25 protein-coding genes are annotated in these 25653 nt (G+C 45.2%); 3 read left to right on the top strand and 22 right to left on the bottom strand.

Annotated elements, in window-relative coordinates; translation table 11 throughout:
- Window positions 1–9 precede the first annotated feature (9 nt).
- From K6T99_09000 to K6T99_08990, 3 genes are read right to left on the bottom strand one after another with little or no spacing between them, the layout of a single operon-like run.
- Entirely contained in the window at window positions 10–897 is an 888-nt protein-coding gene (locus K6T99_09000; protein ID MCL6519958.1) for a sugar phosphate isomerase/epimerase, read from the bottom strand.
- Window positions 897–1889 carry an adenosine deaminase gene (add, locus tag K6T99_08995; GenBank protein MCL6519957.1) on the bottom strand — a complete coding sequence of 331 codons (993 nt, stop codon included), beginning with the start codon at window positions 1887–1889 and terminating at the stop codon, window positions 897–899. The genes K6T99_09000 and add overlap by 1 nt, the downstream gene beginning before the upstream one ends.
- The gene (locus tag K6T99_08990) at window positions 1889–2767 is read right to left on the bottom strand and encodes an aminoglycoside 6-adenylyltransferase (protein ID MCL6519956.1); all 879 of its coding nucleotides are present in this window, start codon (window positions 2765–2767) and stop codon (window positions 1889–1891) included. Before K6T99_08990 ends, add begins: the two co-directional genes overlap by 1 nt.
- 162 nt (window positions 2768–2929) lie before the next feature.
- On the opposite strand from K6T99_08990, the gene K6T99_08985 reads away from it, so the two are divergent.
- A complete protein-coding gene (locus K6T99_08985) occupies window positions 2930–3406 on the top strand; it encodes a copper amine oxidase N-terminal domain-containing protein (GenBank protein ID MCL6519955.1) in 477 nt (158 codons plus the stop codon).
- 39 nt (window positions 3407–3445) lie between these two features.
- Here the strand turns inward: K6T99_08985 and K6T99_08980 are convergent, their stop codons facing one another.
- Both K6T99_08980 and K6T99_08975 read right to left on the bottom strand, forming a co-directional pair.
- Window positions 3446–4333, bottom strand: coding sequence for an 8-oxoguanine DNA glycosylase (locus K6T99_08980; GenBank protein ID MCL6519954.1), 888 nt, complete (start codon window positions 4331–4333; stop codon window positions 3446–3448).
- A gap of 26 nt (window positions 4334–4359) precedes the next feature.
- The gene (locus K6T99_08975; protein MCL6519953.1) at window positions 4360–5040 is read right to left on the bottom strand and encodes a metallophosphoesterase family protein; all 681 of its coding nucleotides are present in this window, start codon (window positions 5038–5040) and stop codon (window positions 4360–4362) included.
- A 326-nt stretch (window positions 5041–5366) separates the two neighbouring features.
- On the opposite strand from K6T99_08975, the gene K6T99_08970 reads away from it, so the two are divergent.
- Entirely contained in the window at window positions 5367–6200 is an 834-nt protein-coding gene (locus K6T99_08970) for an LCP family protein (protein MCL6519952.1), read from the top strand.
- A 344-nt stretch (window positions 6201–6544) separates the two neighbouring features.
- A complete protein-coding gene (locus K6T99_08965; protein ID MCL6519951.1) occupies window positions 6545–7300 on the top strand; it encodes a DUF1559 domain-containing protein in 756 nt (251 codons plus the stop codon).
- Between the two features lie 93 nt (window positions 7301–7393).
- Here K6T99_08965 and K6T99_08960 read toward each other — a convergent pair whose 3' ends face one another.
- The 17 genes from K6T99_08960 to K6T99_08880 form a co-directional block, all read right to left on the bottom strand.
- Window positions 7394–8716, bottom strand: a complete 1323-nt coding sequence (locus K6T99_08960; protein MCL6519950.1) for a CHASE2 domain-containing protein — start codon at window positions 8714–8716, stop codon at window positions 7394–7396.
- 122 nt (window positions 8717–8838) lie between these two features.
- Window positions 8839–9741 (bottom strand): hypothetical protein, encoded by a 903-nt coding sequence (locus K6T99_08955; protein MCL6519949.1) that lies wholly within the window; start codon window positions 9739–9741, stop codon window positions 8839–8841.
- 24 nt (window positions 9742–9765) lie between these two features.
- On the bottom strand, window positions 9766–11280 hold the full coding sequence (locus tag K6T99_08950) for a capsule assembly Wzi family protein (GenBank protein MCL6519948.1): 1515 nt from the start codon (window positions 11278–11280) through the stop codon (window positions 9766–9768).
- Between the two features lie 79 nt (window positions 11281–11359).
- Window positions 11360–11917, bottom strand: a complete 558-nt coding sequence (gene gmhB, locus K6T99_08945; GenBank protein MCL6519947.1) for a D-glycero-beta-D-manno-heptose 1,7-bisphosphate 7-phosphatase — start codon at window positions 11915–11917, stop codon at window positions 11360–11362.
- Window positions 11914–12477 carry an SIS domain-containing protein gene (locus K6T99_08940; protein ID MCL6519946.1) on the bottom strand — a complete coding sequence of 188 codons (564 nt, stop codon included), beginning with the start codon at window positions 12475–12477 and terminating at the stop codon, window positions 11914–11916. The genes gmhB and K6T99_08940 overlap by 4 nt, the downstream gene beginning before the upstream one ends.
- A gap of 3 nt (window positions 12478–12480) precedes the next feature.
- A complete protein-coding gene (locus tag K6T99_08935; GenBank protein MCL6519945.1) occupies window positions 12481–13458 on the bottom strand; it encodes a GHMP kinase in 978 nt (325 codons plus the stop codon).
- An 81-nt stretch (window positions 13459–13539) separates the two neighbouring features.
- Window positions 13540–14550: a dTDP-glucose 4,6-dehydratase gene (gene rfbB / locus K6T99_08930; GenBank protein ID MCL6519944.1), complete on the bottom strand. Its 1011-nt coding sequence runs from the start codon at window positions 14548–14550 to the stop codon at window positions 13540–13542.
- A 134-nt stretch (window positions 14551–14684) separates the two neighbouring features.
- Window positions 14685–15140 (bottom strand): dTDP-4-dehydrorhamnose 3,5-epimerase family protein, encoded by a 456-nt coding sequence (locus K6T99_08925; protein ID MCL6519943.1) that lies wholly within the window; start codon window positions 15138–15140, stop codon window positions 14685–14687.
- Between the two features lie 119 nt (window positions 15141–15259).
- Complete coding sequence (locus tag K6T99_08920) at window positions 15260–16465, bottom strand: glycosyltransferase (protein ID MCL6519942.1); 1206 nt, start codon at window positions 16463–16465, stop codon at window positions 15260–15262.
- Between the two features lie 14 nt (window positions 16466–16479).
- Complete coding sequence (locus K6T99_08915; protein ID MCL6519941.1) at window positions 16480–17607, bottom strand: glycosyltransferase family 4 protein; 1128 nt, start codon at window positions 17605–17607, stop codon at window positions 16480–16482.
- Between the two features lie 17 nt (window positions 17608–17624).
- Window positions 17625–18857, bottom strand: coding sequence for an O-antigen ligase family protein (locus tag K6T99_08910; GenBank protein MCL6519940.1), 1233 nt, complete (start codon window positions 18855–18857; stop codon window positions 17625–17627).
- A 2-nt stretch (window positions 18858–18859) separates the two neighbouring features.
- Complete coding sequence (locus K6T99_08905; protein MCL6519939.1) at window positions 18860–19876, bottom strand: glycosyltransferase family 2 protein; 1017 nt, start codon at window positions 19874–19876, stop codon at window positions 18860–18862.
- A complete protein-coding gene (locus K6T99_08900) occupies window positions 19876–21051 on the bottom strand; it encodes a glycosyltransferase (GenBank protein MCL6519938.1) in 1176 nt (391 codons plus the stop codon). Before K6T99_08900 ends, K6T99_08905 begins: the two co-directional genes overlap by 1 nt.
- Window positions 21052–21182: 131 nt before the next feature.
- Window positions 21183–22367 (bottom strand): glycosyltransferase, encoded by a 1185-nt coding sequence (locus K6T99_08895; GenBank protein MCL6519937.1) that lies wholly within the window; start codon window positions 22365–22367, stop codon window positions 21183–21185.
- Between the two features lie 45 nt (window positions 22368–22412).
- Entirely contained in the window at window positions 22413–23951 is a 1539-nt protein-coding gene (locus tag K6T99_08890) for an MOP flippase family protein (protein MCL6519936.1), read from the bottom strand.
- On the bottom strand, window positions 23945–24676 hold the full coding sequence (locus K6T99_08885) for a methyltransferase domain-containing protein (protein MCL6519935.1): 732 nt from the start codon (window positions 24674–24676) through the stop codon (window positions 23945–23947). Before K6T99_08885 ends, K6T99_08890 begins: the two co-directional genes overlap by 7 nt.
- Before the next feature lie 48 nt (window positions 24677–24724).
- Window positions 24725–25321 carry a hypothetical protein gene (locus K6T99_08880; protein ID MCL6519934.1) on the bottom strand — a complete coding sequence of 199 codons (597 nt, stop codon included), beginning with the start codon at window positions 25319–25321 and terminating at the stop codon, window positions 24725–24727.
- Between the last annotated feature and the right edge of the window lie 332 nt (window positions 25322–25653).

The following is a 25653-nucleotide window of genomic DNA, read 5'->3' as shown; positions in this document are numbered from 1 at the left end:
CTGATGGCTTCAGCCAATATTTAATCCTGCTGAGGCCATCAGCATTTTATAATTTTCCTCAAGCACTGATGCCGCTTCGCAAAGGCTTGCCGCTTTAAAGCGTGTCTCATACATGAAGGGCCCGGCATATCCAATTTCATGAAGTGCTTTAATAAAGGTTTTCCAATCAATTATCCCCATGCCTGGCAGCCAGTGTTTTTCTTCTTTGCCGTCATAATCTGAGATATGAAGGGTAATTAATTTTTTCCCCAATGCATATACCGATGGGATAATTTCATCCGCAGGAAGGACATGATTTACATCAAGGCAAACGCCCACATTGGGACGGTTAATCATTTGCAAGATGTTCAACAGCTCCGAAGCACTGCTCCCAACAGCCAGATTTGCAAGCATTTCGACTGCTACGTCGATGTTTAAACCTTCACAAAAATCTGCAATCTCCGCAATACTCTGTGCGCTGTATTTTATCCGCTCAGGTTTTTGAGCCGCATCTTTTGCCGCAGAACCCCCATGGACAACCAAAGTCTTGCCTCCAAAACGATTCAACAAATTGGCAGCCCATTTGCATCCCTCAATTCCTCTACGCCTGACATCATCATCCAATGACCCCAGGTCTCGCACAGGACCAAATGGAGCATGCATCGAGGAGATTTTGCCATGCTCGGAGAGGCGGTTTATACTAGCCGCAACGTTCTCATCACCCAAGACATCGCTGTACCAAAGCTCGAGAGTTTGTATGCTGGAATTATGAACCACATCAACCAATTCGCGGAAATACGTACGCACATAGGGGAGACCTTCGGGTGAAGACTGCTCACCACCATCAAGAATAACTCTAACTTGTCGTGGGGCTAAATCATTAAAGCACCAGGTTGACACTCCGAGCGGCATCTTCATCACTGTCGCAAACCTCCAAAGCTTGCTCTGCGAGCATTCTCAATAAGTCGGTCAATATCATTCAAATCCATGCCAAACTTCTCGATTAAAAGCAAATATTCGTTCGTCAATGTTACCCCACATACAGTAGGGTCATCGGTATTCACAGTAACTTGCATACCTAAATCATAAAGCATTCTAATCGGGTGATTATCGAGAGAATCAACTGCGCGGGTAAGCACATTACTAGTTGGACAAAGCTCAAAACATACTCCTCGGGCTAATGCAATTTCCAAAACATTTGGGTCGCGTACTATTCGGACTCCGTGTCCGATACGGACTGCACCGAGAATTTCGATTGCCTCGCGAATGCTTTCTGGGCCTGAGTCTTCACCTGCATGCACTGTAACACCCAAACCAGCCTCTCGAATTAACTGAAACTCTTTTGCAAAGCGCGATGGTGGACATTCAGCCTCCAAACCTGATAGATCGAAACCTACCACTCCCTTATCAGCATATCTTACTGCAAGCTTGGCTACCTCAATTGGTGTCGGCCAGATTAAAGAATTTCCAGGCGGGCGATTCACACTTACTATCAAGCCAACAGTTATGGGAAACCGTCTAGTAGCCACTTGGACACCTTCAATAATACCATCCATGACCTCACACATGGAAAGGGTGTGCGTGATTGCCATACATTCGGGGCTGAACCTAAGCTCAACATAGGTTATATTATCAAGCGAGGCATCCTCGATAACCTCAAAGGTTATACGTGCAATTGCCTCTTTATTAACGAAGCAGTGTCTTATAACCTTAACAAATGGATTGAGAAATTCCCTGAGGTTTTTTGCTGGTCTAGAAAACTGAATAAGAGACCGTATTCCCTCGGGGTCATAAGTTGGAAGGGGTAGCCTATACGCTCGGCCAAGCTCGGCTATTGTTGTGGGTCGTATTGAACCTTCCAAATGCCGATGTAGCTCGACTTTTGGTTTAGCGGCAATTTGAGATATCATCAAGTCGGCGGACACGATGATATTATAGCATTTTTGAGGCACTCACGCCGATAAAAATCGGTTATGACATCAACAAGTTTCTCAGGGTATTGCGAACCGGTATCTTCAGCAATGCGTCTTCCATAACGATGGAAAAGATCAATGAGCCGTCCAAGAGTGTCAACCATCTCCTTTTTTTCGGCGTCCGAGACAGTAGACTCAAGCTCAGAAACAAGATTATCTTCTAAATCTCTGCGCACGATACCCCATACTACAAAAGACATATCAGTCATCTCATCCGGGCGGGTCCAAAGCCAGAATAGCTGAGCCAGGGTGCCACGAATAGCATTTATCATTCCGGCCGCATACCAGTAATCCTCACGTTTTAAAAACCTAACCGCAGAGTAAACACAAATCCAGAAATAAATCATTTTCCACCAGACGTGCTCAGAAAGAGGAACGCCAAGGTTTTCCTCCTCTCTTGGCTCGTACGAGAAATGCACTAGACGCTTGCGGTCAAACAAGATCTTCACTGGCGATTTTACGCAAATGTAGGGCATTCTTGAGGCACGGTAAACCTTTACATCAAGAAAATTGCAGTCCACGTAAAATGCAGTAAAGCCAGCTCCATTGATGTCCTTCGGACTTTCCCAAGCTACAACACATTCCCCAATGGAAGTTGCAATCCGTTTGGCACTTTGAAACGCGTGGTAAAATTTATCGTCATCAACTGCAACAGCCACATCAATGTCAGAAAATTTATCTGCACTGTCCGCTCCAAAGGAGCCATGAAGCCAGCATGCAAGAATGAGGTTTTCCTCTGCAAATGCAGCTGCCAGTCGATTTATAAAACCAGCCTGGGGCTCTGGACCTTCTATTATTGGCAAATTCAATGTCATACCAACTAACCAAAGGGATGCGTCTTTCTCGCACCCCACACAATTTTATTATTGTTCGCAAGCCAGGCAAAAATTACCTTTAAATGAATGGATGCAAAAATTTTTGCATAACAAAAAACAACACAGGGGTAAGAAATTGATAGGTTTTAAGAGGAAACTCCAATGAATGGAAAAAACACCTTGCTCATTATTGCAGCGCTTGTTTTGCTAATAAACAATTACCTATTGCCTCAAGCTAAAATAGTAATCAAAGAGCGCGTGACCATCACCGTTGACAAGACAGTGGTTCGAACCGATGTTCCGCCAATAAGCATAAACAGCCGAACTCTCGTACCTGTCCGTAGCGTATTTGAAGCATTCAGTGCTGAAATAGGCTGGTTTCCACGTGAACGCAGAGTATTTATCCGCAAGGACAAGCAGGTTATCTGGCTGCACATCGGAGATGCCCATGCCAAGGTAGACGGACAAATTCTTACGCTCGATGTTCCAGTAGTTATTTACCGAGGCAGGGCAATGGTGCCGCTTAGATTTTTAGCGGAAACACTCGGTGCAGTTGTAACCTGGGATTCCAAAACCCAAACAATCACAATTGTGACGCCAGAACAGACCTCTTCGCCCACTGACAAGCAACCTAATTAACTTTATGCAAAGGCACCTTAAATGGTCCATTTAGAACCGTTACTTCTGGGGACGCTCGGGTATGAGATCATCATAATAAAGATATTCCTGTGCCCATCCAGCAAATGCCCCAAATTTCGCTTGAAAATAATCTACAATGCGCTGATAGATGCGCGGAGTTAGAGACTTGCCCCGCAGTTCTGGCATGTAGTACTTCACAGCAACATTGTAGATATGGGTATCCACAGGGAAAGCTTGGTCCTTATCCAATGAGAAAAGAAGAATGCAATCCGCAATCTTCAATCCCACACCCCTGAGGGCGAGAAGCTCTCGGCGCGCCTCCTCATAACTTGCTTCTTTAAGAGAATTGAGCCATCCATTCGGCCTATCTAGAATCTGCCTAGCCACCGAATGGAGATTCGCCGCTCTGAAGCCCAACCCAGCGATTTCGGCAAGCTCATTAGGGTCTGCATGCGCAATAGCTTCAGCTGAAGGAAAAGAACAATAATCAACTCCATCAAGATTAGCGATTCTCTCACCATACCTGTTAGAAATCGCCTCAATTGCGCTCACAATGCGAGAGATTGAGTTTGCCGTTGAACAAATATAAGAAAAAAGCGTTTCTTCCGGCTCTTGTCGCAGCACTCGAAGACCTTCGAACCGTTTAATAATTTTCTTTAGGCGCTCATCTTCACGGATAAAATCCGCATACAAACATGCAAGACATACTTCCAATCGAAAATAATGACAAAGTAAGTCCTTATCACCGGCATTAGGGAAAATTTCATATTTGACCTCGGTTTCCTCTTGCCAGATTCGTATAATGCGGCCACGAACAACCCCTGTCCATCTCCCCCCAGAATCCATTCTCCAGCGGAAAGCTTGGCCAGGGGTAAGAGTATGAAGCAAATTGAGCTCGCTTGGATTTATCAAGAGCGTATTCGCCATTGTATACCCTTATTGAAGCACCTGAGTTATTTTGTATCTGTTTTGAAACGTGTAAAGTTAAACCCATCAATCTTATAATAGCAGGCATCAATTGTTTGGTCTTTAAAACTTATAATCCAGTAATCACCTTCTCCACTATAACCGACATTAATAATTGTCCGACCATCTTTTAGAACCCGTTTTTGGGGCAGATGAAGATGGCCGCATAAATAAAGGCGCGGCGATATTTGGCGAAAGGCTTCAAGAAAACACCGCTGGCCGCCATGCCCGCCACCTGGCACCTCGTCAGCGAGACCGATTGCACAACCGTGTGTAATCATTACATCAACATGTTCATGAGCAACATGCTCGGCAATTTGCCTAACGTCCTCATCGGTTATGTAGTGTGGCTTGCGATGAGATTTTGCCCATATACCACTTATGCCAACAAACCTTAAGCCGCCAAACTCGCGAACTTCGCCTTGTAAAAGCAACACTGGGCTACCGTCTTGATTCTTGGCGTTTCGAAGCAGGTCCACATAATCATGATTACCGTAAACTGTTAGCACAGGGACACGAGCTACAATGGTTTGAAAAATTCCTTCATCTACTTGATCGGGGTCACCCCAGTCACCGGTAGAAACAAGAAGGTCGACCTTAGATTGCTCCAGAGCCTTAAGAACAACATTGAGATTTCCATGCATATCACCAACCGCAAGAATATTCATACCAATCACCACTACCCTGTAATGGCCAAAGAAAAAATTACTTTAGAACGATTGTTTGGTTGACTAGAAATAGACCGCTAGTTATAATATGAAGACTGCTTGTTTTGATCTCGTTTTATTATATTTTGAGGGTTAACAAACCGCCTTAATTCGGTAAACATAAAAAGTTTTCGACGCGAATAGGCAGAATGCAAACTCAACCTAAAACCAACCGGATACGAAAATCCTCACGCGGTGTTCGCAAAAAAATTATAGTATTTATCTTCCTTTTCTTAGCTTTATCAATAACTGGAACCCTTTTTTACTATTATTCCTCCTCTCAAACGGTGCACGATGCCATCCAAGTTGCACTTTCACATAATTATTCACCGGCGGAAGCCTTTCCTGGCAAGAATGAAGTCAACATCCTCTTGCTTGGCCGTGATGTAGACAGGGATAGACATGGACGCATCGTTAACACACGTGGTCGGACAGACGCCATGTTGTTGGTGCATGCTGATTTCCGCAACCATAAGCTTAACATACTTTCAATACCCCGCGATACCCTAGTACACATTCCAGGCTATCGGGGCAAACGAAGAATAAGCTACGCAAATGCGCTCGGCGGGCCAAGCTTAACCTGTCAAACATTAGAGGAGTTTATTGGCGTCTATCCCGAAAACTATGTGCTGATAGACTTTAATACATTCGAGAAAGCTGTGGATGCAATTGGCGGACTGGAGGTCACAGTCGACAAGCAGCTTGACTACGACGATAACTGGGGTAATCTGCACATACACCTCAAACCCGGCAGACAGGTTCTCAACGGCAATCAAGCTATGGGTTTCGTACGATATAGGCAGTCAAAATCGGGAGATGCCGAGAGCGATTTCGTAAGAATAGGAAGACAGCAAGAGCTTTTGCTTGCTGCCAAAGCAAAACTGTCAAACCCTTGTGTAATGCTAAAACTGCCCCATATCCTTGATATGATACGCAAGAACACCGAGACTAACCTCTCATTTCGGCAGATGATGTGCCTACTTTCATTTGCAAAATCTCTACCCAAAGCCAATATAAGAATGGAGACGCTCCCTGCGCTTAATACAGGCGGAATTTTTGTCAAAGCCGATCCGGAAGCAACAAAAAAACTAATTTATGATATGTTCCAAGCGAACCATTAGTGAATTGCTGTCGTCTAAAACGTGAAATTGGATTGCACTGCCCCCTTGCGTCACAAGTATAAAAAGCGCAACCAATATTAGTTGACGCCAAACGCTAAGTGTGCTAATATTTATTAAGTAGCACTGCTATCTGCAGGTAAGCTTTGGTAATCTCAAAAGCTAGTAATAATAGGACTCATAAAAATCATACCGTATATTCAGTTCTAGATGGGCAAGTTTAGCGAATTGTCAAAGTTCTTGCCCATGTCGAAATAAGCATGATCTAAGGAAGGAGGTGAACCGAGGATAAGTCGCGTAAGTCGGCGCGGCGCTTATATTTTTGAATTACTCTGGAGGTGCTTAAAATGCTTTTCGCAAAGCGTAATCGCTCGGGCTTCACACTAATCGAATTGCTCGTTGTCATAGCTATCATTGTTATACTCGCAGCAATTCTATTTCCAGTGTTCGCTCGAGCAAAGCAGGCGGCAGTTAAGAACCAGTGCATCAACAACCTCAAGCAGATTACTGCCGCAATGAATCTCTACACTTCGGACTATGATGACCATTTCCCACTCGTGTCGGGATTTGGTCGAGCGTTCGATACAATGTCTATCTTTGAACTCGGAGGCACGGACCTCCGCGATCCCCAAAAGAGGGACTCGGCGTGGTTCCAATATCTCTTGCTGCCATATGTCAAGAATCAAAAGATTTTTGAGTGCCCTGCTGTAAAAATCACTGGTTCTTGGACAATCGGCAGTACAGATTACAATTTTAGCGATAACTGGGCTTCTATAAACAGCCAAAACCAAGATCCTCGTACTACCTATATATTCAATGCACGCTGCAAGGACCCAGTTTCAGGTGGATACTACTTAATTAGCGGACAATCTTTGTCTGTCTGCGACAAACCTGGCGATGCTCCACTAATTTGGGATGCGCCGTCCGGCTTCAAAGTCGGCAATACCACTGAAGTCCAATTGGCTCATGTTGACTCAATCAACGTAGCCTACGCTGATGGACACGTCAAGACCTTCCAGGTCTCAAACCCGCAGGATCCAAAGTGGCAAAGCAATCACTTCTGGGTAAACTACGGAAGCGATGGGTGGTTGCCACCTCAATAGTTAAATTAAGAAGACTGGCATAAGGTATAAACTCAACAGGTGGGTCGGTTGGTCCACCTGTTGAGTTTATATTGTCCTGCTATCCAGAAAACATCATTCGGTTGCACCAGCGGGGTAAAGCAAGCCTGCAATAACAGAACTAAATAATATAAGAAGAACAGATGGGATAATAGGAAGAACATGTTTTAGAGTTGCAAGGACAATCATCGCAACCAATATGTAAACAAGTGGGGCAACAATTGCAAAAAAGCTTAGCTGAGATTCGGAGAAAGACGGCAATAAAAGACCAAGCAATATGCCGAGTACCAGCAAGACTGCAAGCGCTTCGAGCTTCCTTCTCACGAGAAAGCTCTTGTCTAGAATTGTCATAAGTGCATTTGCCGTAACTTCAACTCGCGGCATCTGTCCATATAGCGTAGGTAAGACGCCAGCATAAGGAGAAGATGAGTCGGTGACCCCAACAAGAACTAGCTTACCTGCAAACAACGACCTGTCAAGCTTCCCTGAAAGAAGATCCGAAGCGCTGTAACGAGGAATTGTGCCTGCTGGCCCGACGTAGTTTATGAGCATTCTTCCCTGCTCATCTACAGGTATTTCAGCAACCAATGATTGATTTGCAATTAAATCAATGCTTCCAGTCAGGTCAATGATTATTTGATCTTTATCTACTCCCAGAATCTTCGCAGAGACAGCAAGCGGCAATCCAGGTAGAGCCACAACTTGGTCCGTTAACTTTGGAAGAGGGGTTGTCTGGGGTAGCGGCTGAATTGGAATTGGGTACTTTACTGTCGTAAGATATGCAAGCTGAGCTTCGCGCACCACTCCAGCCGAAGGCGTACCTACCATTCCACCTATGCCTTCAGCTACAGTCATTAGATTTGCTACTGGCGGTATGAAAAAGTAATAGCTAAACATCGGAGAATTTACGGGATACTCAATTCGACGCGAAATTGCAAAACGTTCCAAAATGATAAGAGCGCGGATGTCGGAAGGTGTCCATTCGGTTTCTCTCAAAGGGTCATAAGCCATCGGCAAAAATAAATTTCCGGCGCTACGCACCGCTTCCCATAGCGCTGTATCGGCTCCCGGATGGAGACTATCTGGCCGGTCAAAAAGGAAATCATACACGATTCGGTTTGCGCCAACCTTTGTAAGTGCCCGAATGATTCTGGCATGTTTTTTGTAGTCCCACGGCAATGGCCCAAGTTCGTCAATAGTCTTTGAATCAATTGCCAACACTACAACGTCCGGCCGAGGTGATGCTTTAAAGCGCATGCGGAGAACCATGTCATACGCGCTGAGCTCCATGGACGAATTCCACGACCATACCGCAAGGCCATACATTATCAGCGCCAAGAGAGACAATAAGAGGAATACTATAATTCTACGTAGAAGACCACGGCGTTCCAGGTCCATATGACTCCTCCAGGGATTTATCCTCGCAGGCTATTTTCCCCTAGAGGCAATGAACCTAAACAACGACAGAACAGTAGCTTGCTGGCATTACGATATTAGTCCACCGATTAAATGCACAAATCTCACACTTCGCCTACTTGAAGGCCCTCAAACTCAAACTTAAATGGGATGACACGGCTACCCAATTTTTCAACTACGCTGGCAACCTTATCATACTTTCCAGGCTCAGTAAAGAAAAGCACACACCCGCCGCCGCCTGCTCCGCATGCTTTGCCGCCAATCGCACCAACCTTGAATGCTTCGTCAAAAAGCTCTTCGATTTGTTCATTAGTAATGGAAGCATCAAGCTGCTTCTGGTGTTTCCAGTTTTGATTAAGGAGCTCGGCAAACTCATTTAGATCGCCGTTTAACAATACGGTCTTCATTCTAATTGCAACGTTGCGAAGGTTGTACAAAGCGTTCACTGTCTCCGGCACACCTCTGCGGTAGGCTCCCCAAACATTTTCGTGGATGTTCCCCGACAGCCTTGGCTTGCCAGTATAGCAAAGGAGAAGCCTGCTCTCCATTTCGGAAATTACATTAGGGTCAAGCTCCAACCTCTCAACTTCTACACTATCGTTGAAGGTCATAAAGTTAATGCCACCAATAGCGCTAGCATACTGGTCCTGCTTGCCGCCAAGGATTCCTAATATGCGCTCGAGCTCATAGGCAAGGTTCGCGATCATCTTCTTGTCTTCGATGCTCGTGATTTGGGATTTTATAAGGCTCAGCCACACAACATTGAGAGATGCAGACGTACCCAAGCCCGAACCAGAAGGTAAATCAGACTTATATGTCACCGTAATTCCCTCATGGGCTTCTTTTTCCATTGTGGGTGTACTTTCGAAAATCTCAAGGCGGCCAGTGACATATTTATCTATAGTGGCGTTGAGCACGGCGCCGCCAGCGCCTTTTGCAAAAATGTCTACGTCGGTCCATCCGCCAGCAAAGTCTATGCGTACAGGTGCTCTACTCGTTATTATCATCCTTCGTTTTCCCCTTTTCTTCGATTAAAATGCAGCAGTTGCCCGTATTTGGTAGATAGTCCCGGAACTTCGGCTACCATCGGGCATCCTTGTAGTATAAGGAGCTAATCTTACTCCAATTGACTTGTCAGGCGAAATATCGTAAGTAAATAGGAATGACACGGCTCTTTCATTGTTCCGACGCGGATTTTGTGCTTCCACTTCATGTCTATCCACATACTCACATATTACGCTCAGCTTCTCGGCTAAGCTTCGCTCCCACCGAAGGTATAGGGCTTTCGAATTCGGGCCAATCGCATGTCCTATTACCTCAGTGTTGTGAATATATGCAAGCAATGGATAATCTTCACGCGTCGCACCATAGGTAAGTCGGTCTATATAGACATATTCTGCCCTGAACGTCGAGAGCTTATTTTTTGAAAGCATTCTAGGCAAATACACACCCAGCGTCCAACCCGTTTTCCGGGGTCGCTCGAACCCACCGCCAAAAATCCGTGGGGATGTTATGTCATCAATCAATAATTCACCGTATATTTGATATGAAGGTCTGGCCGCGTAAAGAAAATCGATGGAATAAAGCGTATTAAATTCCTCATCTACTTCATGAAACAAATGCTGATATAGGTAAAATGGGAGCACAAGGATAAGGGGATTTGGCATTTTGCCTGTTTTGGCTGTCTCGCTGATACCTATATTCCATCCATGGGACAGCGTCCTCTCATAACGCCTGCCGAAAAGATAAAGCATCTGCCCCTCGTCTTCAAAAGCGCTGGCAAACTGGCTGATTTTTACTCGACCAAAGAACGGGCCAAAAGAAAACTCCTTTGAACCTGCGGCATTCCAAAACCCAGCACTGTTGTCCGAGAGTATCAACGAACTAGCATAGCAAGGCCCCCACCAGAAGTAGTCTCTTCCTATCTCCCATGTAAAATCTTCACCATAGCCCTTTATCATTATTTTTCCAGGCTGCGGGTCATTTCGCCTTTGCAAGAAGAACTTATCCTCTCGTTCTGAAAACATGCAAGCGCCAAGCATGTCTTCAGAAAAGTTTACCAACGCGGAAACCCTGTATGGAATAAGGAGAAGGCTGTCCGCATCGCCGGAATCGTCCTCTGCAATACCGCGCACATAACCTGTCAAAACCATTGAATTGGGAGAACCTGACTCCTCGCGGTTTGACCACTTTTCAAGCACCAATGCATTTTGAAAAGCAATCTCAGGTCTGAATTCCTCAATCAGCTTGGTGATCAAAGCCACCTGGCTAGCGCTCAATTTGCGTCCCAACGCATTATCTACTGCCGATGCGACAATTTCTGCCATTTCCAGGCGATTGAAAAGCCTGTCGCCCGCAAAGAGTCGTGCAGGCAGACCGCTGATTAAGTTGTCCGCAGCAAGGTTGAGCATCGCATCATACGCCCAATGTTCAGGTGGCAACCGGTCGGCAGAAGGGACGCTCCTAGTATCCGCAAAAGACGTCCCGACGGTGGTTAAAACTAGCGCTAAAGTGAGGAAAACCCAAATACCCCTTGCTTTGCTCAACCTAGAAACCCCTTCCTGGAATAATAGGTTACTTATTGATAAGCAAATAATTAAGTCGTGGAAAGAAAACCATTAACCGTTAGTTAGACGTAACGCCAACTTGATTATTAATAATCCACTCGACGGCAGAATTAAGGTTGTCAGCAATATAATCGGGCTTATACTGCCAATGCTCAACGTCATCAGCCGAAGATTTGCCAGTCAAAACCAAAATCGTAGTACATCCTGCCCGATACCCTGCACAAATGTCGCTTTCAGTGTCACCTATTAAAAAACCGCCCTCTGAATCAAGACCAAGCTCTTCACGCGCCTTTAGAAAGAGACCAGGTTCGGGCTTCCGACATCCGCAACCTTCGTCTTTGCGATGTATGCAATAGTAAACACCGGCTATTTCTCCGCCTGTGAGTCTGATTTCACCAAGCATAGCTTTTGTTATTTGCTCAAGCTCATCCAAAGAAAACAAACCACGTCCAACCCCAGCCTGGTTTGAAACAATGACTGCCTTGTATCCGGCTTCTTTAAGTCTTGCCAAACCCTCCAGAGCTCCCGGGAGAAACTCGAACTCATCAACTGTTTTTACATAGTCATCGCGATTCTTATTGATTACGCCATCTCTATCCAGGAATACCACTTTCAATGACACAGTTCCTCCAGTAGGTAGCGAAATATTAAATGGGAGATGACCATGTGAACATCTTCGATATGCTGCATGTTATCGCTAAGTACAACGACATTATGGTCAGCCACCTGGGCAAGTTTGCCACCTTTGAAACCACTTAAGCCAGCAGTGACAGCACCTTTTTCCTTTGCAACTTCAATTCCCTTAATAATATTGGGCGAGTTTCCACTGCCGCTAATGCCAATTACTAGGTCGCCTGGTTCCACCCAAGTTGCCAATTGCTCTGCGAAAATATTTGAATAATCCGTATCGTTTGCCCAAGCGGTCATTATCGGAACGTTGTCCGTAAGCGCCATTACGCGAAACTTTTTGTCTGGGTTGAGACAACCAATTCCCTTTTGTAGATCGCATGCTAGATGTGAAGCAGTGGCAGCGCTCCCGCCATTGCCCATGATGAAAACCTGCTTGCCGGAGAGATAAGCATCCATTACGAGAGATGCAATTTTACGAATGTCCTCCGTTGGCGCCTCTATCAGCAGCTGAGCAACATCGTTTAGGTAGTTTTTTACTTTATCCATCGGTTACCGCCTCACATTAAAGATTACCTTGGTTCCGTCTCGCTCAAGGTTAAAGTTTAGCTCTCTGAGATTAGAGAGAGCCTCGCGAACTTTGTTTTGGCGCTCGGGTGGACAGTAGAGTAATAAGAAGCCGCCGCCACCTGCACCTGCGATTTTCCCGCCAAGTGCGCCGGCATCAAGCGCCCGCTCATACATGTTGTCAATCTCACTATTGCTAATCTTCCCGGCAAGCTGTTTTTTATACAGCCAGCCTTGGTGCATAATCTCACCTAGCCGGTCTATGTGCCCATTGAGCAGACTTTCTCGGATTTCCTCAGCTTGGTGCTTCATCTTTTTTAGTATGTCAACTCTGTCGGCAATATTCGCTTTCTGCTCGGAAAGTATTTCGCTCGAACTGCGGGTCATGCCTGTAAAAAAGAGCATTAGGCTCTCGCTCAATCTGCGTTTCTTTTCGGGATCAAGATTGATGGACTCAACTTTTACTTCTTCGGACGGCAAGAACGAGATAAAGCGGAGGTTGCCAAATGCTGCGATATATTGATCCTGTTTCCCTATCGGCTTGCCCAGAATGTCAATCTCAATTTCACATGCCTCTTTAGCAAGAACTTCGGCAGGTACTATCTCGCCTTTGTAAGCATACATTGCGTTAAGAAGACCAACGGTCACGCTACTCGAAGAACCCAAGCCAGACCCCTCTGAGGGAATATCAGCCATGGTTGAAATTTCAACGCCATGCGTTATACCTGTCTTTCGGAGGCATTCACGAACAAGTTCGTGCTCAATCTCGTCAATCGAATCAACCATTTCTGTTCGAGAATAGCCAATACGGATTTTTTCATCGAAGCGTTCTTTGATAATCACATAGATGTACTTATCGACCGCCGATGAGATTACACAACCACCATTCAAGCGGTAGAAATCAGCGAAGTCTGTACCCCCTCCAGCAAAACTTATTCGTAACGGAGTCTGCGTAATGATCATCCTTAACCCTCATGCAATAATTTGTGAAGTTAATGAAACAGTAATTATTGTCTAAAGTGGCAGTTAGTTCCTTGCCGCTAATTACTGCCTTTCACTATACCACTTCTTAGTAAATTCCTTATAATCCGCTTGGTGCTCTTTGATTTTCCGCCACCAAGCCTCATTTTTCACATACCAATCTATTGTATTTGCCAGTGCCGTCTCGAACTTGTGTCGAGGCGACCATCCAAGTGCTTGAATTTTGGTACAATCCAAAGCATAGCGTCTGTCGTGCCCTGGCCTGTCGGCAACGTACTTGATTAGCGATTCAGGCTTCCCGAGGTGGGATAGGATAAACTTGGTGATTTCAATGTTCATGCGTTCGTTTCCGCCACCAATGTTATATGCCTCACCTATCTCTCCCTTGTGGAGCACTAGGTCAATAGCCTCACAATGGTCAAGAACGTAGATCCAATCTCGAATTTGCATTCCATCCCCATAAACAGGCAGAGGTTTGTCCTCCAACGCGTTTGTAATAAACAATGGAATAAGTTTTTCAGGATATTGATACGGCCCAAAATTATTCGAACCGCGGGTTATTAATACTGGAAGTCCATAGGTTACAAAGTAAGACCTAGCCAAAAGTTCACCGCCGGCTTTGCTTGATGAATACGGACTGTTCGGAAGAAGCGGGTCGCCCTCTTTGAAGCTTCCCTCTTGAATGCTTCCATAGACCTCGTCGGTAGAGATATGAAGGAACTTTTCAATGCCGAATTTCTTGCAAGCTTCTAGAAGCATGAATACTCCGTACACGTCTGTAAGGACAAAGCTACCGGGGTCGGCAATCGAACGGTCTACATGCGTTTCAGCTGCAAAGTTTACAATGGCATCGACATTGCGCACGAGGTTTTCGACGATTGTCTTATCTCGAATGTCGCCGTGGAAGAACATAAAACGTGGATTATCCTGAATATCGGCAAGGTTATCGAGGTTTCCAGCGTACGTCAGCGCATCGAGCACAATAATGTTGTAATCTTGGTATTTCTCAAGCATATACCGGCAGAAATTGCTGCCAATAAACCCTGCACCACCAGTTACCAATATGTTTTTCATACTAACAGCCTCTTCTTATTAATGGCTACCTACAATTAATACGCCCAAGCGCATGACACAGTTCCGCTAACTCTTGTAGGGTAAACCCAATCCCCAAATGTAACTCTCATTGGTGGAAATGGGTAAACTTTGACCTACCTCATCTTGATATCCCAATCGTATGGAATATCAGGCGTATTGTAAGGCAAGCGGTACTCGTCCGGGTCTGCTGCATTATAAGGCATTGTGGGCAGGTTGATAAGCAACGACGACTCTGTTCCAATCGTCTTGTAGCCGTGCATAACACCAACCGGGATTCGAAGCAATATTGGATTTTGTTCCCCCATGAAAACTTCTTGTATTTCTCCCCTAGTTGGCGAATCCTCGCGCGAATCATACATTACGGCCTTAATCATGCCCTTAACAACAGCCCAGTAATCATCCTGTTTCTTATGATAATGCCATGCGCGTATGACACCTGGATAGTTTAAAGATACATATATCTGCCCAAATTTCTCAAAAATCTCTTCGTCGGAGCGAAGAATCTCCATCAAACAGCCTCTTTCATCGGCATGGGGCTGAAGCTTTTTGATTTTTACACCGTAAATCATAAAACTCTCCAATCAAAACGTTTTATGGGACTCTCAGCAACCTCTCTCAAGGAATAAACTAGCGGTGAATATTCGGGGTGCCGCATAATAATCTTTTCACCCTCTTTTAGGGGGATGGACTAGCCTCGTTTATCGTGCATTATATCCGACGTGTGTTTCTTCTCGAAGTCAAAGCTTCTATCGCTCACCCTCGCAAGTATACCGAACCTTTCGTCTCCCGTCAACATAGCAGAGGTCCGATACAGATGGAACTTCTCTCTAACAAATGTTGATATTTGTTCTTTAAATACCGAGACATCAAAAAGCTCGGCATGCTTGCGTATCTCGTAGGGATCAAAGCGGTCGGGGTCAAACCTTGAAACCGTCTCTGCCACTGCCTCGGGTGTCTGCTCATAGAAGAAGATTCCAGTAACTCCATCATTTACCGTTTCCAACGCGCCACCCCCAGCAAACGCAATCACTGGCTTTCCGCAAGCCATTGCCTCAACTGGAGCAAGGCCGAAGTCTTCCAAACCTGGGAATATTAACGCCCGACAGGCGGAAAGACACTTGTACATTTCATCATCTGGTATCCTTCCAAGAAACTCCACCGTAGGACCAGCCATTTTCTTTAGGCGTTCGAGGTCGCGCCCGTCTCCGATGATTTTCAAGGGCAGTTTGAGCCTATTAAACGCCTCAATTGCAATGTCTATCCTCTTATAAGGAAGGAGTCTCGATAAAACCACGAAATAGCCATCATCTTGAACGCTTACCTTGAATCGAGAGGCGTCAATTGGCGGGTGGATGACAGTTGCGTCTCGCCGATAGTATTTGCGAATACGACGCCTTATTTCCTCGCTTATTGCAACATAAAAATCAACACGGTTTGCAGTAATTTCGTCCCATCGGCGAAGGCGATGGATAATATAGGGCAAAACAATCTTTGTAAGCCGCGAGAAAGGCTCTTGCTCAATATACGTGTGGTAATTCCATACAAATCGCATTGGAGTATAGCAATAGCAGATATGGCATGTGTGCGGCTGGGTAATTACTCCTTTGGCAAATGACGATGAACTGCTAAGCACAACATCAAATTCGGAGAGGTCGAAGAGCTCAATTGCATACTGATATAGAGGCAAGTACCGCCGAAAGTGCTTCTTTATCATTGGAAGCTTCTGCATAAAGGATGTTCGGATATCTGCAGTTTTAAACGAGGGGCACACAGCGGAAGGAACATAGATAGTCGTATAGATTGGAGCCTCGGGATAAATTTCCCGAAATATTTTGAGAACATGCTCGGCACCGCCCATTTGATTGAGAAAATCGTGAACAATGGCGATTTTCACCGACTCTCAGCCCCTTATTTAAAGATATTGTTATACACTTTCAACGTCTGACGGGCTGTTTCCTCCCAAGAAAACCGTTTTGCCCGTTCTATGCCCTTTGCTCTCATTTCCTGACGCAAATCAAAATCGCACAACACTCGCAAAATCGCATCAGCAAGTGCTTCGACGTCATGTGGTTCCACCATAATCCCCACATCGTCGACTACCTCAGGCAAGGACGTTGTTGACGATGTTATTACCGGCGTTCCACATGCCATCGCCTCCAGCGGCGGGAGTCCAAAACCTTCATAGATCGATGGATACACAAAGACAGAAGCCGCTCCATAAAGCGCCGGCAGGTCTTCAGCAGGAACATAACCCAAAAACCTTATGCTGTCCCCTAAATGTAATTGTCGGACGAATTCAAATAATTCATGATAGAACCAACCCTTTCCACCAGCTAAAACCAGAGTACAATGTTGGTTAAACTTTTTCCGCACGATGTTAAAAGCCGCTATCAAAGAGTGAATATTCTTCCTAGGCTCCAGAGTACCGACAAAAAGGATTGTATTTTCACTTATTCCATATCGACTAGCAACGCGCGCGATCTCCTCGGCGGCAACCGGATGAAAGTTGCGATCTATACCTAGAGGGATAGCGAAAACTTTGTTCTCTGGAACCTTAAGAAGCTCCACTATCTCGCGCTTTGAATGCTCCGAAATTGTAATTACTGCATTTGCCCTTTGAGCTGACCAAAAAGTAAAGCATTTAAGATACTGCCGCTGAAATCTCGGGAAATATTGAGGAAAACGGACAAAGCTAAGATCAAGTACAGTGACCACTGATTTGCACGGACATGCTATGGGAAGCACATGGGCTGGCGCATGAAGAATATCGAGCCTTAACCGCCTGACTAGCAGTGGAAGAACTGTCTGCTCCCAAGCAATTCGAAACAGAGGGCTTTCCGTGCCCCGACAGCTACAGTGCACATTGAGTTCGTTTAGAAACTCCATTCGTTCTGCGTCCCGCAGAAATACATGTATTTCCTGAGTGTCACGACAAACAGCAAGAGCAGCCAATAATCCGCGAATGTACCTCGATATACCGGCATTTCTATAAGAAGCCGAGGATGAGTAGAGCTGTGCATTTATCCCGATGCGCATTGTTTCCTTGCCTTCGATTAAGTATCCCTCACTTCACCTCTTGTAAAACCTATATTTGTCCACAGAAGGACTATACTCAACCAAAAAATCGGCTCCAGGGAAAGCTGGTAGAAAAGATTGACCACCATTAACCCAAGCATCATCGGCATATAATTCCTAGACCTTGCGAGGGGTAGGCAGCAGAGCAACAATAGCACAAAAAGGGAAAGAACACCGGTTTCGACAAGAAACGAAATATATATTGAGTGGAAATTAGCATACTTGTCTACAAAAATATCATTAAGCAGTAATCTAGAGCTACCAAAACCTGTGCCAAGGAAAAAGTTTTGCACGCTTGACGAAGCAATCTCCAAGCCCCTTTCAACTAACATTAAGTGCATGCCACCTGATTCGGACTCGCCAAAAGATAGACGTTCCGCTAATAATTTACCTATTTTAAGATAGGTTCCTAGCGCCGTGCATCGGGCAACAAAAAGTAATAATATACCTAATCCGCCGAAAACCGCCATCGCCTTTGCTATCGATGAGAGCCTAATCCTGCCATTTTGAACCAGCATAACCAATCCCATGAGTATAAACCCAGCAATGCCAGACCTAGATAGAGTCGCCAATATCATAACCAACGCCAAATAGAAAAATACATCGTGCAACGGCGAACGACCGCCAAACTTCAGTACAAAGAACGCATAAACCATTAGAAGCGTCGCCCCTCGGTTCATGTCAATCGATACACCAGCTAGCCGAGGGCCAAACGGTCCAACAAGCCGTGGACTAAAATCAATGATACTCATGCTTCTGATTTGATCACTTAATGAGGCAGGAAGCCAATATAGAAGCTGGCCTATATTCATCAGAAGGCTGAGGACAATACTGCAGTATGCGCCTAAAAGAAGAATACGCCCTGGGTTTTTTAAATTAGCTAGAACAATTGCTCCAAGCAAAGTCCCATAAACCTGAATAGCTAGCAAAGCAAATCTCTTCAAACCCAGGCGCATATCTCGCCCGAAAACCACTGACAACAGCACAAGAATAAGTAACAGTGTGAAGAGAAAGATAACTTGGCGGGTATTTCTCGGCACCAAAACCGCAGGGGCGTTCTTCTTAAGCATAAGGTGCATAAACCCAAATGAAAGGACCAATGGCGACAAGACGAGGAACGGCGTAAGGATAAAATCGCCTGTGCCACCCAAGAAATCAACCCTGTCTGCACCAATCGTTGCAATCCAGATTATCAGCAATAAATCTGTCATACTCATCGCCAAATCTTAAAGACCATATCCACCCTGTCCCATTGGCGTCTTCTAATTCGATTTACAAGAGTGCCGAGAATACTCAGATACACAGTAGGTAGGGCATAAGGGAAGAACTTACGCGTGATTTTTATCTTATTCAGCAGATAATAATAGTCCGAAATATAGCTTTTACAATTAGCCGCACGGCTACTTCCCCCGACAGCCCTGCCTTCTTTATGATAGACGACGCTGTCTGGGGCGTAGACCAAGTCGAATGCACCCCGTGCGCGCATTACCCAATCGAGCTCTTCAAAATAGAAAAAGTAGTCCTCGCTCATTAAACCAACCGTCTCAAGAAATTGGCGAGATACGAGCATACACGCCCCAGTTACATATGACATGCTCCGTTCCACTTCTAATAAATCATAAGGCACATCTGCCGATTTCAGCCAGCCGATTTGTTTGGTTGTTCCGAACCACCGATTATATGACACGCCGCCGAGGACTTGTACTTTTTCCGGCTCATCGTAGTAGAGTATTTTTGCACCACACATGCCAGCAACCGGCGATTCCATCATCCGACGCACCATGCCACTTAAGGCATTTTGAGTCACCACTGTGTCGTTATTCAACAGCCATACATATCCGCAGTCTCCCTTGGCAAGCGCATATCGTATTCCAACATTGTTTCCGCCTGCAAAGCCTAGGTTTTCATCAATCCTTATGATAACAAGCCGAGGCTCTGCATCCCCCACTTCCCCACCTGCCTCCGCTTTGGCTCGGTCAAATTCTTGAAATTCAACAGGCTTAGGAACCGGCGGAAAAACAAGATAACGAAGTGGGTTTTCTGATGCTATCTCGACTTGGTACCGTCCCTCAGCCCATTCTCTTATTCGCTCAACCGAAGCATCTTCAGAGCCGTTATCGCACACTACCACTTGAAAATCGGGATAGTCGCTTCTAAAAACACTTTCTAGACATTCGATTGTGTCTTGCCAACCATTCCAATTGAGGACGATGATGTATACTCTCTGCATTATGCCGCTCCAGTACGGCGTGAGCTTAGCACATCGGAGATATAAGCCATCGCTTCGTCAAACCGCGCCTTCCAGGAGTTCGATTTGGCGCATTGAATACGCTCTTCTCGCAGACTATTTTTCCCCTCTTTCAACGCCTCACGAAGAAATGCCGCAAATTCTTGGGAATCTTGCGCAATCTTTACCAATGGCCTAAGTGGTTTGATTTCTGGCAAATATGTGGATACAACAGGCAATCCTGCCGAAAAGTACTCATAGAGTTTGTTAGGATTGATTGCAGCCGTGAACTCATTTACTTTAAAGGGGATTATACCGACATCGGCATGTTGATAATATCCAGGTAACTCCTTATACGGCTTCGGTCCCAGGAGATACACGTTCGGCAAACTCGAAAACGCACTATCTCCAACCCCTTCCCGGCGACCAATTAGGACAAAAGAGATATCTGGAAGGTTCCTGGCTATGCTCGCAACCAAATCAGTATCAAACCACCACTCGATTGCACCTGCATACACTGCTCTTGGAGTCGGGATGCCCAAATAATCTGCGGGCAGGGGCATTGGAGATAAAAAATGTTCAACTTCTGCACCGTTTGGCAAATATATGCCCTTTCCACCTAAATTCTCCACGTGCTTAGCAAGTACTTTGGAAGTAACAAAAACTAAATTGGCGCTTTCAATTAGCGACTTCTCAAACTCCACTACGCAACTTGGCATTCCCTTGAAACCTGAATACAAATCATTTACCCTAAAGACCAGTACGTCGTGCTTCACAATGTTAGCAATGTTTGCTAACAAAGGGTTGGATATCCAAACTACATCCACCTTATCAAAGCCGAGCTTAGTCAATACACTTTTTACCGAAGGAAATGTACAGTAGAGACTCAGCTTGCCTACCACCTTGCTGTCAAAAAGCCAGTGGCGCCTACAAGGCAGTATTGTAAATGGCATGTACAGCGAGAGACGTTCGTGCTCCGAGCTTCGCGCCCCTCGGGAAAGACTGAAAGCATACTTTGTTCTTTCGCGGCATCCTGTAAGAAAACTCAAAGGGTGGATATACTGCGATACCCAAACCACCTCGTCCCCATGCTCGAGAAAATGCCTAGCATAGTGATGACTGCCTATTTGCACGGACGAATTCCAGTCTATTGTTTCTGCAATAAGAATCTTCTTCATGTCTAATTATCAAAACCTATCTTCTGCAAAGGTATACTTATTTCCTTGACTTAACCTTTGGTTAAGAGCTTCAAGAATTGCACAAGAATCTTTTTAGTAAGCCATCAAAAAGTCTTGCGGTATGAATAGATTCATTTATTGAGAAAAACACCTTGAAGTAGCCCGTCGTAAATGGCCTCTAAACGTGGAATCGTTACTCTAAGGCTATAATTTTCTTCTATATGCTTGCGCCCAGCAATCGCCATAGGCTCCCATATTTCAGGATGATCTACAAGAAAGCGTAGGCGGTCGGCAATCGCTTCGACATCGCGCTCTGGCACGAGAAAACCTGATTGGCCGTCAATTATAACCTCAGGGATATCACAATGCCGGCTTGCAATCACTGGCAAGCCAGACGCCGACATTTCAATAAGGCAAACCGGTGCGCCGCCTTCAGCATCACCATCCGCAGCGACTACACTAGGAGCTAAACAAATATGTGCCCGTTCTACTTCGCGGAGAAACTCCTTGTATGGAATGTAGCCTGTGATGTGCACCTTATCCTCAATTGACTCGTCGGCGATTGCTTTGAGAATTTCGGCTTTGATCTCAAGTTCGGGGCCAACTCTGCCATCGCCAACAATGATTAAGCGAACGTTTGGATGATCGGACGCAACTCGCGCGAAAGCACGCAAGGCATAGGGAATTCCTTTTTTCTCCCGAAACGTACCAACAACAATGATATTAATTAAGCCGTCGTCTGAAAGGTGGCGTGGTTTAAATGGAATAAGGCTCAGGTCAACACCAAGATGCTGAACAACCACCTTCTCGCTAGGGCACCCTAGTGAAACAAGGGTTTGTTTCATATGATTGCCCTCAGCCAGAAATAAATCACCTTCCTCGAACAGCTTTTTAAATCTGCGATGCCATTTCGGAGCACGGTTGGGAATTTGGCATGCATCTGCACCATAAAAGGCGGTTATTAGCGGCAGCCCTGTTGCCCTTTTTAACGGAAGCGCACCATATCCTGTTGGACCAAAATGGGCGTGAATGAGAGCGGCTCTATGCTTGTGGACAAGACGGGTCAACTTCCTTTTTCTGATGCTGAGCATCATTTCAAAGGCACGGTTTGCTGCAAACTGCCATAGTGAACGTGGATTTTGTATAAGGGGGCTACATTTATAAACGTCAGGAAAAGGAAAGACATCCGTATTCTCAATTTTGCTGGCTGCGACTATGGAGCGGTAGCGGTTTGTTTCGGTAACCTGTGTATAAATCCAGCTGCCGGTAATAAAAAGATAGGTTTCTACAATATGCAAGACAACGTGATTACTCATACTCAAAAAATTAATTTATTAGCTAGTGCCAACCTTTCTTGTATGTCACAACGCTCTGGCACCAACAACATCTGCAGCATCATCATCACCAAGCTGTTTGCGCCCTTCTCGGAAGCGGCGATATTGATCTAACAAGATTTCCCGTGTCTCCACATATGCCTTGACGCCTAAAAAATGAATCAATAACAAATAAATTAATGCCCCAATTATTATTTGGCATGCAAGCTTTGCCCAGTTAGGCAGCGTGGTTGGCAATATGACACCCGCTCCAAACACAACAGCAGCCATAGCAATAGAGCAACCCAGTACCCCTGACAGATTGCGCCAAAGTTGCCAATAGCTTAGGTTTACCAATTTTCCTGCGAAATAAAATGCTGGATAAGAATTTAAAAGCGACGCAACAGCATATCCGATTGCCACCCCCAATATTCCCCAACGCAAACCGATTACGATACCAAGCACTGCAGTCGCTTTCACAAAAAGGCTGACCTTGAATTGCAGGTCAGCCCTTCCTTGAGAAAGATACAGGTTTCCATTGAGAGTGCCAATGGACTGCATTAGTCCTACTATGGAGAATACCCTAAGTAGAGGTATCATTCCTGACCATTTTGTGCCGAAAACTGCCAAAACCAGTGGCTCCACGGCAACAAAGAGGCCTGCCATCATTGGAAAGGTTATCAAAGCTATCGTTCGGGTTACTTGAAGGTATATGTTTCTAACGCGTGCCTTTTCATTTTGAATGATAGAAAGCGCCGGGAACATCACCCTTGAGATAACACGCGACACGTTTGTTAAAGGAAAAAGCATAACCTGGTAAGCATTCTTATAGATGCCCAAGGGGTTGCTACCAATAAACCGCCCAATCAGCAAATAATCTATGTTTCGTACCCAGTAGTTGAGCACATCAGTTCCTAACAAACTGGCACTAAACCCTAAAAGATCTCTTATTGCATTCCATCTAAGAATGAAACTAGGCCGCCAAGCACTCATCAACCAAAGCATGGCGGCAGTCACCGATGTAAGAACAACCGATTGTGTGGCAAGGCTCCATACACCTGCACCTGCACAAGCCATCGCTATAGCCACAACGCTAGAAACCACAACCGCTGTTATATCAGCAACAAAAAGCCTGCGGAAATCAAGGGTTTTCACAAAGTTGGTCCTCTGGACGATGCTCAGCGAACCAATTGCAAAATTGGCTGATATTAGAAGAGTGAGCGGCCTCAGGATTTGCTCACCGTAGAAGCTTGAAATAAGCGGCGAACAAATAATAAATGCCGAAGTCAAAACCAAACCTGCGACCACGTTCAGCCAAAATACAGACGACAAATGTTCTTGGCGAATGTCTTGTTTTTGTACCAACGCAGAGCCTAATCCCATTTCTGCGAAGATATTGGCAAAGCTTGTGATTACTACAACCATCGCCAGCAAGCCGAATTCTCGTGGCGAAAGCAAACGCGCAAGGACAATCATTGTTAAGGCCACCACAACCTGATTGCCTGCCTGGCCTGCCACACTCCAACCTATTCCACGAATTGTCTTATTCTTTAACTCATCAGCGGTCTGCTGTTTCTCATCTAACATATCCAGGACCTTTGCAAGGCGAAGGTGATAAACCGCTGCCAAAGAGTTAGACTTACTCTATCTTCTGCGCAGGCAAAAAGAAAACGACGTCCTCTGCCCCACGGAGCAGTTGAGCCAAGATAGGCAACATCTTTCGGCGAAGTGTTTTCCTTGAGTAAACGCCAAATCCAAGCAATCGGGCGCTCAGCAACATAAATGGCACTTTCGCCGCTGTTGCACCCTAATTCAAAAAACAGAACTCTTGCAGAGTGCGCCACAGCATTGAGCAATGCTTTTGCTTCTTCTAGGTTCTCGTTACCTCTAGAAACCCATTGAAACACGCTCAGCATCAAGGCAATGTCGTAGTTTTTGCCCGCCAAATCTGCTTGTTCCAATCTTTTGTTATGCCATCGCACTGGAAGGTTAGTAGCTTCCGCAATCTGAGCGCCAAATTCGGCATAATGCTTGTGTGGCTCATAAGCATCCACAAGTGCGCCCAGTTTGGCAAAATTAAACGAATAGAACCCAGCATTAGCACCAACATCCAGCACGCGCAATCCAGCTATTGAAGAAAACGACTTAAGGGAATGACTTATCAAGCGCCATTTACGAAAGGCAGATTCCCTCGAACTCGACGTCTTAAGTCGTTCGAATTCTGGAAAGGGCAACGGATGGTATATATGCCCTGTAGATTCGCAAGGGTCCTTTTCGATACTTTCAGCAATTTGTCTTAGCTTGGTATTCATCTCGAATAGCCCTAATAAAATTCTGATTGATGGAGTACTCTTTAGGATCTAAACTAAGTATGCGGTCATATATCTGTCTAAAAAAGGCTCTTGATTGACATTGCTCGATACAAATCTTAAGTATAGGCAGTCGGTGCGATTAAAATAAGTCGCCAACGCCGCTTTGTGCTTGCCGTCAGCGATTAAATATACTGGCTTTCCTTTGAAGATTACCCTCCGCACGTAAATATAGAAGGGCCTATTCTCATTTAACTCCGCTAGCCTCAATTGAAAGCAGTGGCGCAACTGCTCAAGGTCGGGGTCAAAAGGCAAGCGTGAGTCGAGAGTACCCGATTTGCATCTCAAAACATAGTCAGAATCCTGTGTCAAAGTTCCCGATGCCATCTGCTGCATCAAACTAAAATGCGGCGATTGGAGCAGGCTAACGCCGCATAAGGTATAGCGGTCGCGGAGAAAATCAGCCGACAGCAAGAGGTCGGAAGAATCAACAAAGGCTGACTTTAGGGGCATTTCATCCTCTACATACTCATCCAGCCGATTTGAACTAAAACGGCCGAAAAGGCATTTTAGCCCCGCTTCCGTCTCAAAAATATATGTTCTTCCAGGGCGACACCGGTTATAAAACCGCTCTGCAATCTTTATCATACGGTTCCGCCAAAGATTTATGATCATATCTAATCGGCTGCCTCTAGGATGACTAACAATTCTTCAACAGACGCTAGCATTTCTGCAAGATCATTACTAAACAAACAAAGCTTTGGAAAGCTCCATACTGATTCCCAAAGCTGCTATCATTCTCTAGAAGATTTAGTTTTTATTGTTTTATTAATCTGTAATTTGGATTTTTAGGTTTTTTCATTTTTGTGGTTATTATTTAAAAATTAATTTTTTGTATTTAATTATAAAAATTATAAAATGCTGCAAACGAAAATTTTGTTTTCTTTTTTGGGTTGGCAAAACATAGAGTATCTGTTACC

This window comes from Armatimonadota bacterium (assembly GCA_023511795.1).
Lineage (GTDB): Bacteria > Armatimonadota > UBA5829 > DTJY01 > DTJY01 > JAIMAU01.
The sequence above is the reverse complement of the archived record's forward strand: the minus strand, read 5'-3'. Positions and strand labels throughout refer to the sequence as shown.

What these genes read in the sequence shown, in the direction of transcription:
- K6T99_08910 (MCL6519940.1), bottom strand. Translation starts at nt 18,857, where the DNA reads ATGACAGATTTATTGCTGATAATCTGGATTGCAACGATTGGTGCAGAC.
- K6T99_08940 (MCL6519946.1), bottom strand. Translation starts at nt 12,477, where the DNA reads ATGGATAAAGTAAAAAACTACCTAAACGATGTTGCTCAGCTGCTGATA.
- K6T99_08980 (MCL6519954.1), bottom strand. Translation starts at nt 4,333, where the DNA reads ATGGCGAATACGCTCTTGATAAATCCAAGCGAGCTCAATTTGCTTCAT.
- K6T99_08990 (MCL6519956.1), bottom strand. Translation starts at nt 2,767, where the DNA reads ATGACATTGAATTTGCCAATAATAGAAGGTCCAGAGCCCCAGGCTGGT.
- K6T99_08925 (MCL6519943.1), bottom strand. Translation starts at nt 15,140, where the DNA reads ATGATTTACGGTGTAAAAATCAAAAAGCTTCAGCCCCATGCCGATGAA.
- K6T99_08960 (MCL6519950.1), bottom strand. Translation starts at nt 8,716, where the DNA reads ATGGACCTGGAACGCCGTGGTCTTCTACGTAGAATTATAGTATTCCTC.
- K6T99_08935 (MCL6519945.1), bottom strand. Translation starts at nt 13,458, where the DNA reads ATGATCATTACGCAGACTCCGTTACGAATAAGTTTTGCTGGAGGGGGT.
- K6T99_08975 (MCL6519953.1), bottom strand. Translation starts at nt 5,040, where the DNA reads ATGAATATTCTTGCGGTTGGTGATATGCATGGAAATCTCAATGTTGTT.
- K6T99_08905 (MCL6519939.1), bottom strand. Translation starts at nt 19,876, where the DNA reads ATGCAGAGAGTATACATCATCGTCCTCAATTGGAATGGTTGGCAAGAC.
- K6T99_08880 (MCL6519934.1), bottom strand. Translation starts at nt 25,321, where the DNA reads ATGATAAAGATTGCAGAGCGGTTTTATAACCGGTGTCGCCCTGGAAGA.
- K6T99_08885 (MCL6519935.1), bottom strand. Translation starts at nt 24,676, where the DNA reads ATGAATACCAAGCTAAGACAAATTGCTGAAAGTATCGAAAAGGACCCT.
- add (MCL6519957.1), bottom strand. Translation starts at nt 1,889, where the DNA reads ATGATATCTCAAATTGCCGCTAAACCAAAAGTCGAGCTACATCGGCAT.
- K6T99_08890 (MCL6519936.1), bottom strand. Translation starts at nt 23,951, where the DNA reads ATGTTAGATGAGAAACAGCAGACCGCTGATGAGTTAAAGAATAAGACA.
- rfbB (MCL6519944.1), bottom strand. Translation starts at nt 14,550, where the DNA reads ATGAAAAACATATTGGTAACTGGTGGTGCAGGGTTTATTGGCAGCAAT.
- K6T99_08915 (MCL6519941.1), bottom strand. Translation starts at nt 17,607, where the DNA reads ATGCGCATCGGGATAAATGCACAGCTCTACTCATCCTCGGCTTCTTAT.
- K6T99_08965 (MCL6519951.1), top strand. Translation starts at nt 6,545, where the DNA reads ATGCTTTTCGCAAAGCGTAATCGCTCGGGCTTCACACTAATCGAATTG.
- K6T99_08985 (MCL6519955.1), top strand. Translation starts at nt 2,930, where the DNA reads ATGAATGGAAAAAACACCTTGCTCATTATTGCAGCGCTTGTTTTGCTA.
- K6T99_08900 (MCL6519938.1), bottom strand. Translation starts at nt 21,051, where the DNA reads ATGAAGAAGATTCTTATTGCAGAAACAATAGACTGGAATTCGTCCGTG.
- K6T99_09000 (MCL6519958.1), bottom strand. Translation starts at nt 897, where the DNA reads ATGAAGATGCCGCTCGGAGTGTCAACCTGGTGCTTTAATGATTTAGCC.
- K6T99_08895 (MCL6519937.1), bottom strand. Translation starts at nt 22,367, where the DNA reads ATGAGTAATCACGTTGTCTTGCATATTGTAGAAACCTATCTTTTTATT.
- K6T99_08955 (MCL6519949.1), bottom strand. Translation starts at nt 9,741, where the DNA reads ATGATAATAACGAGTAGAGCACCTGTACGCATAGACTTTGCTGGCGGA.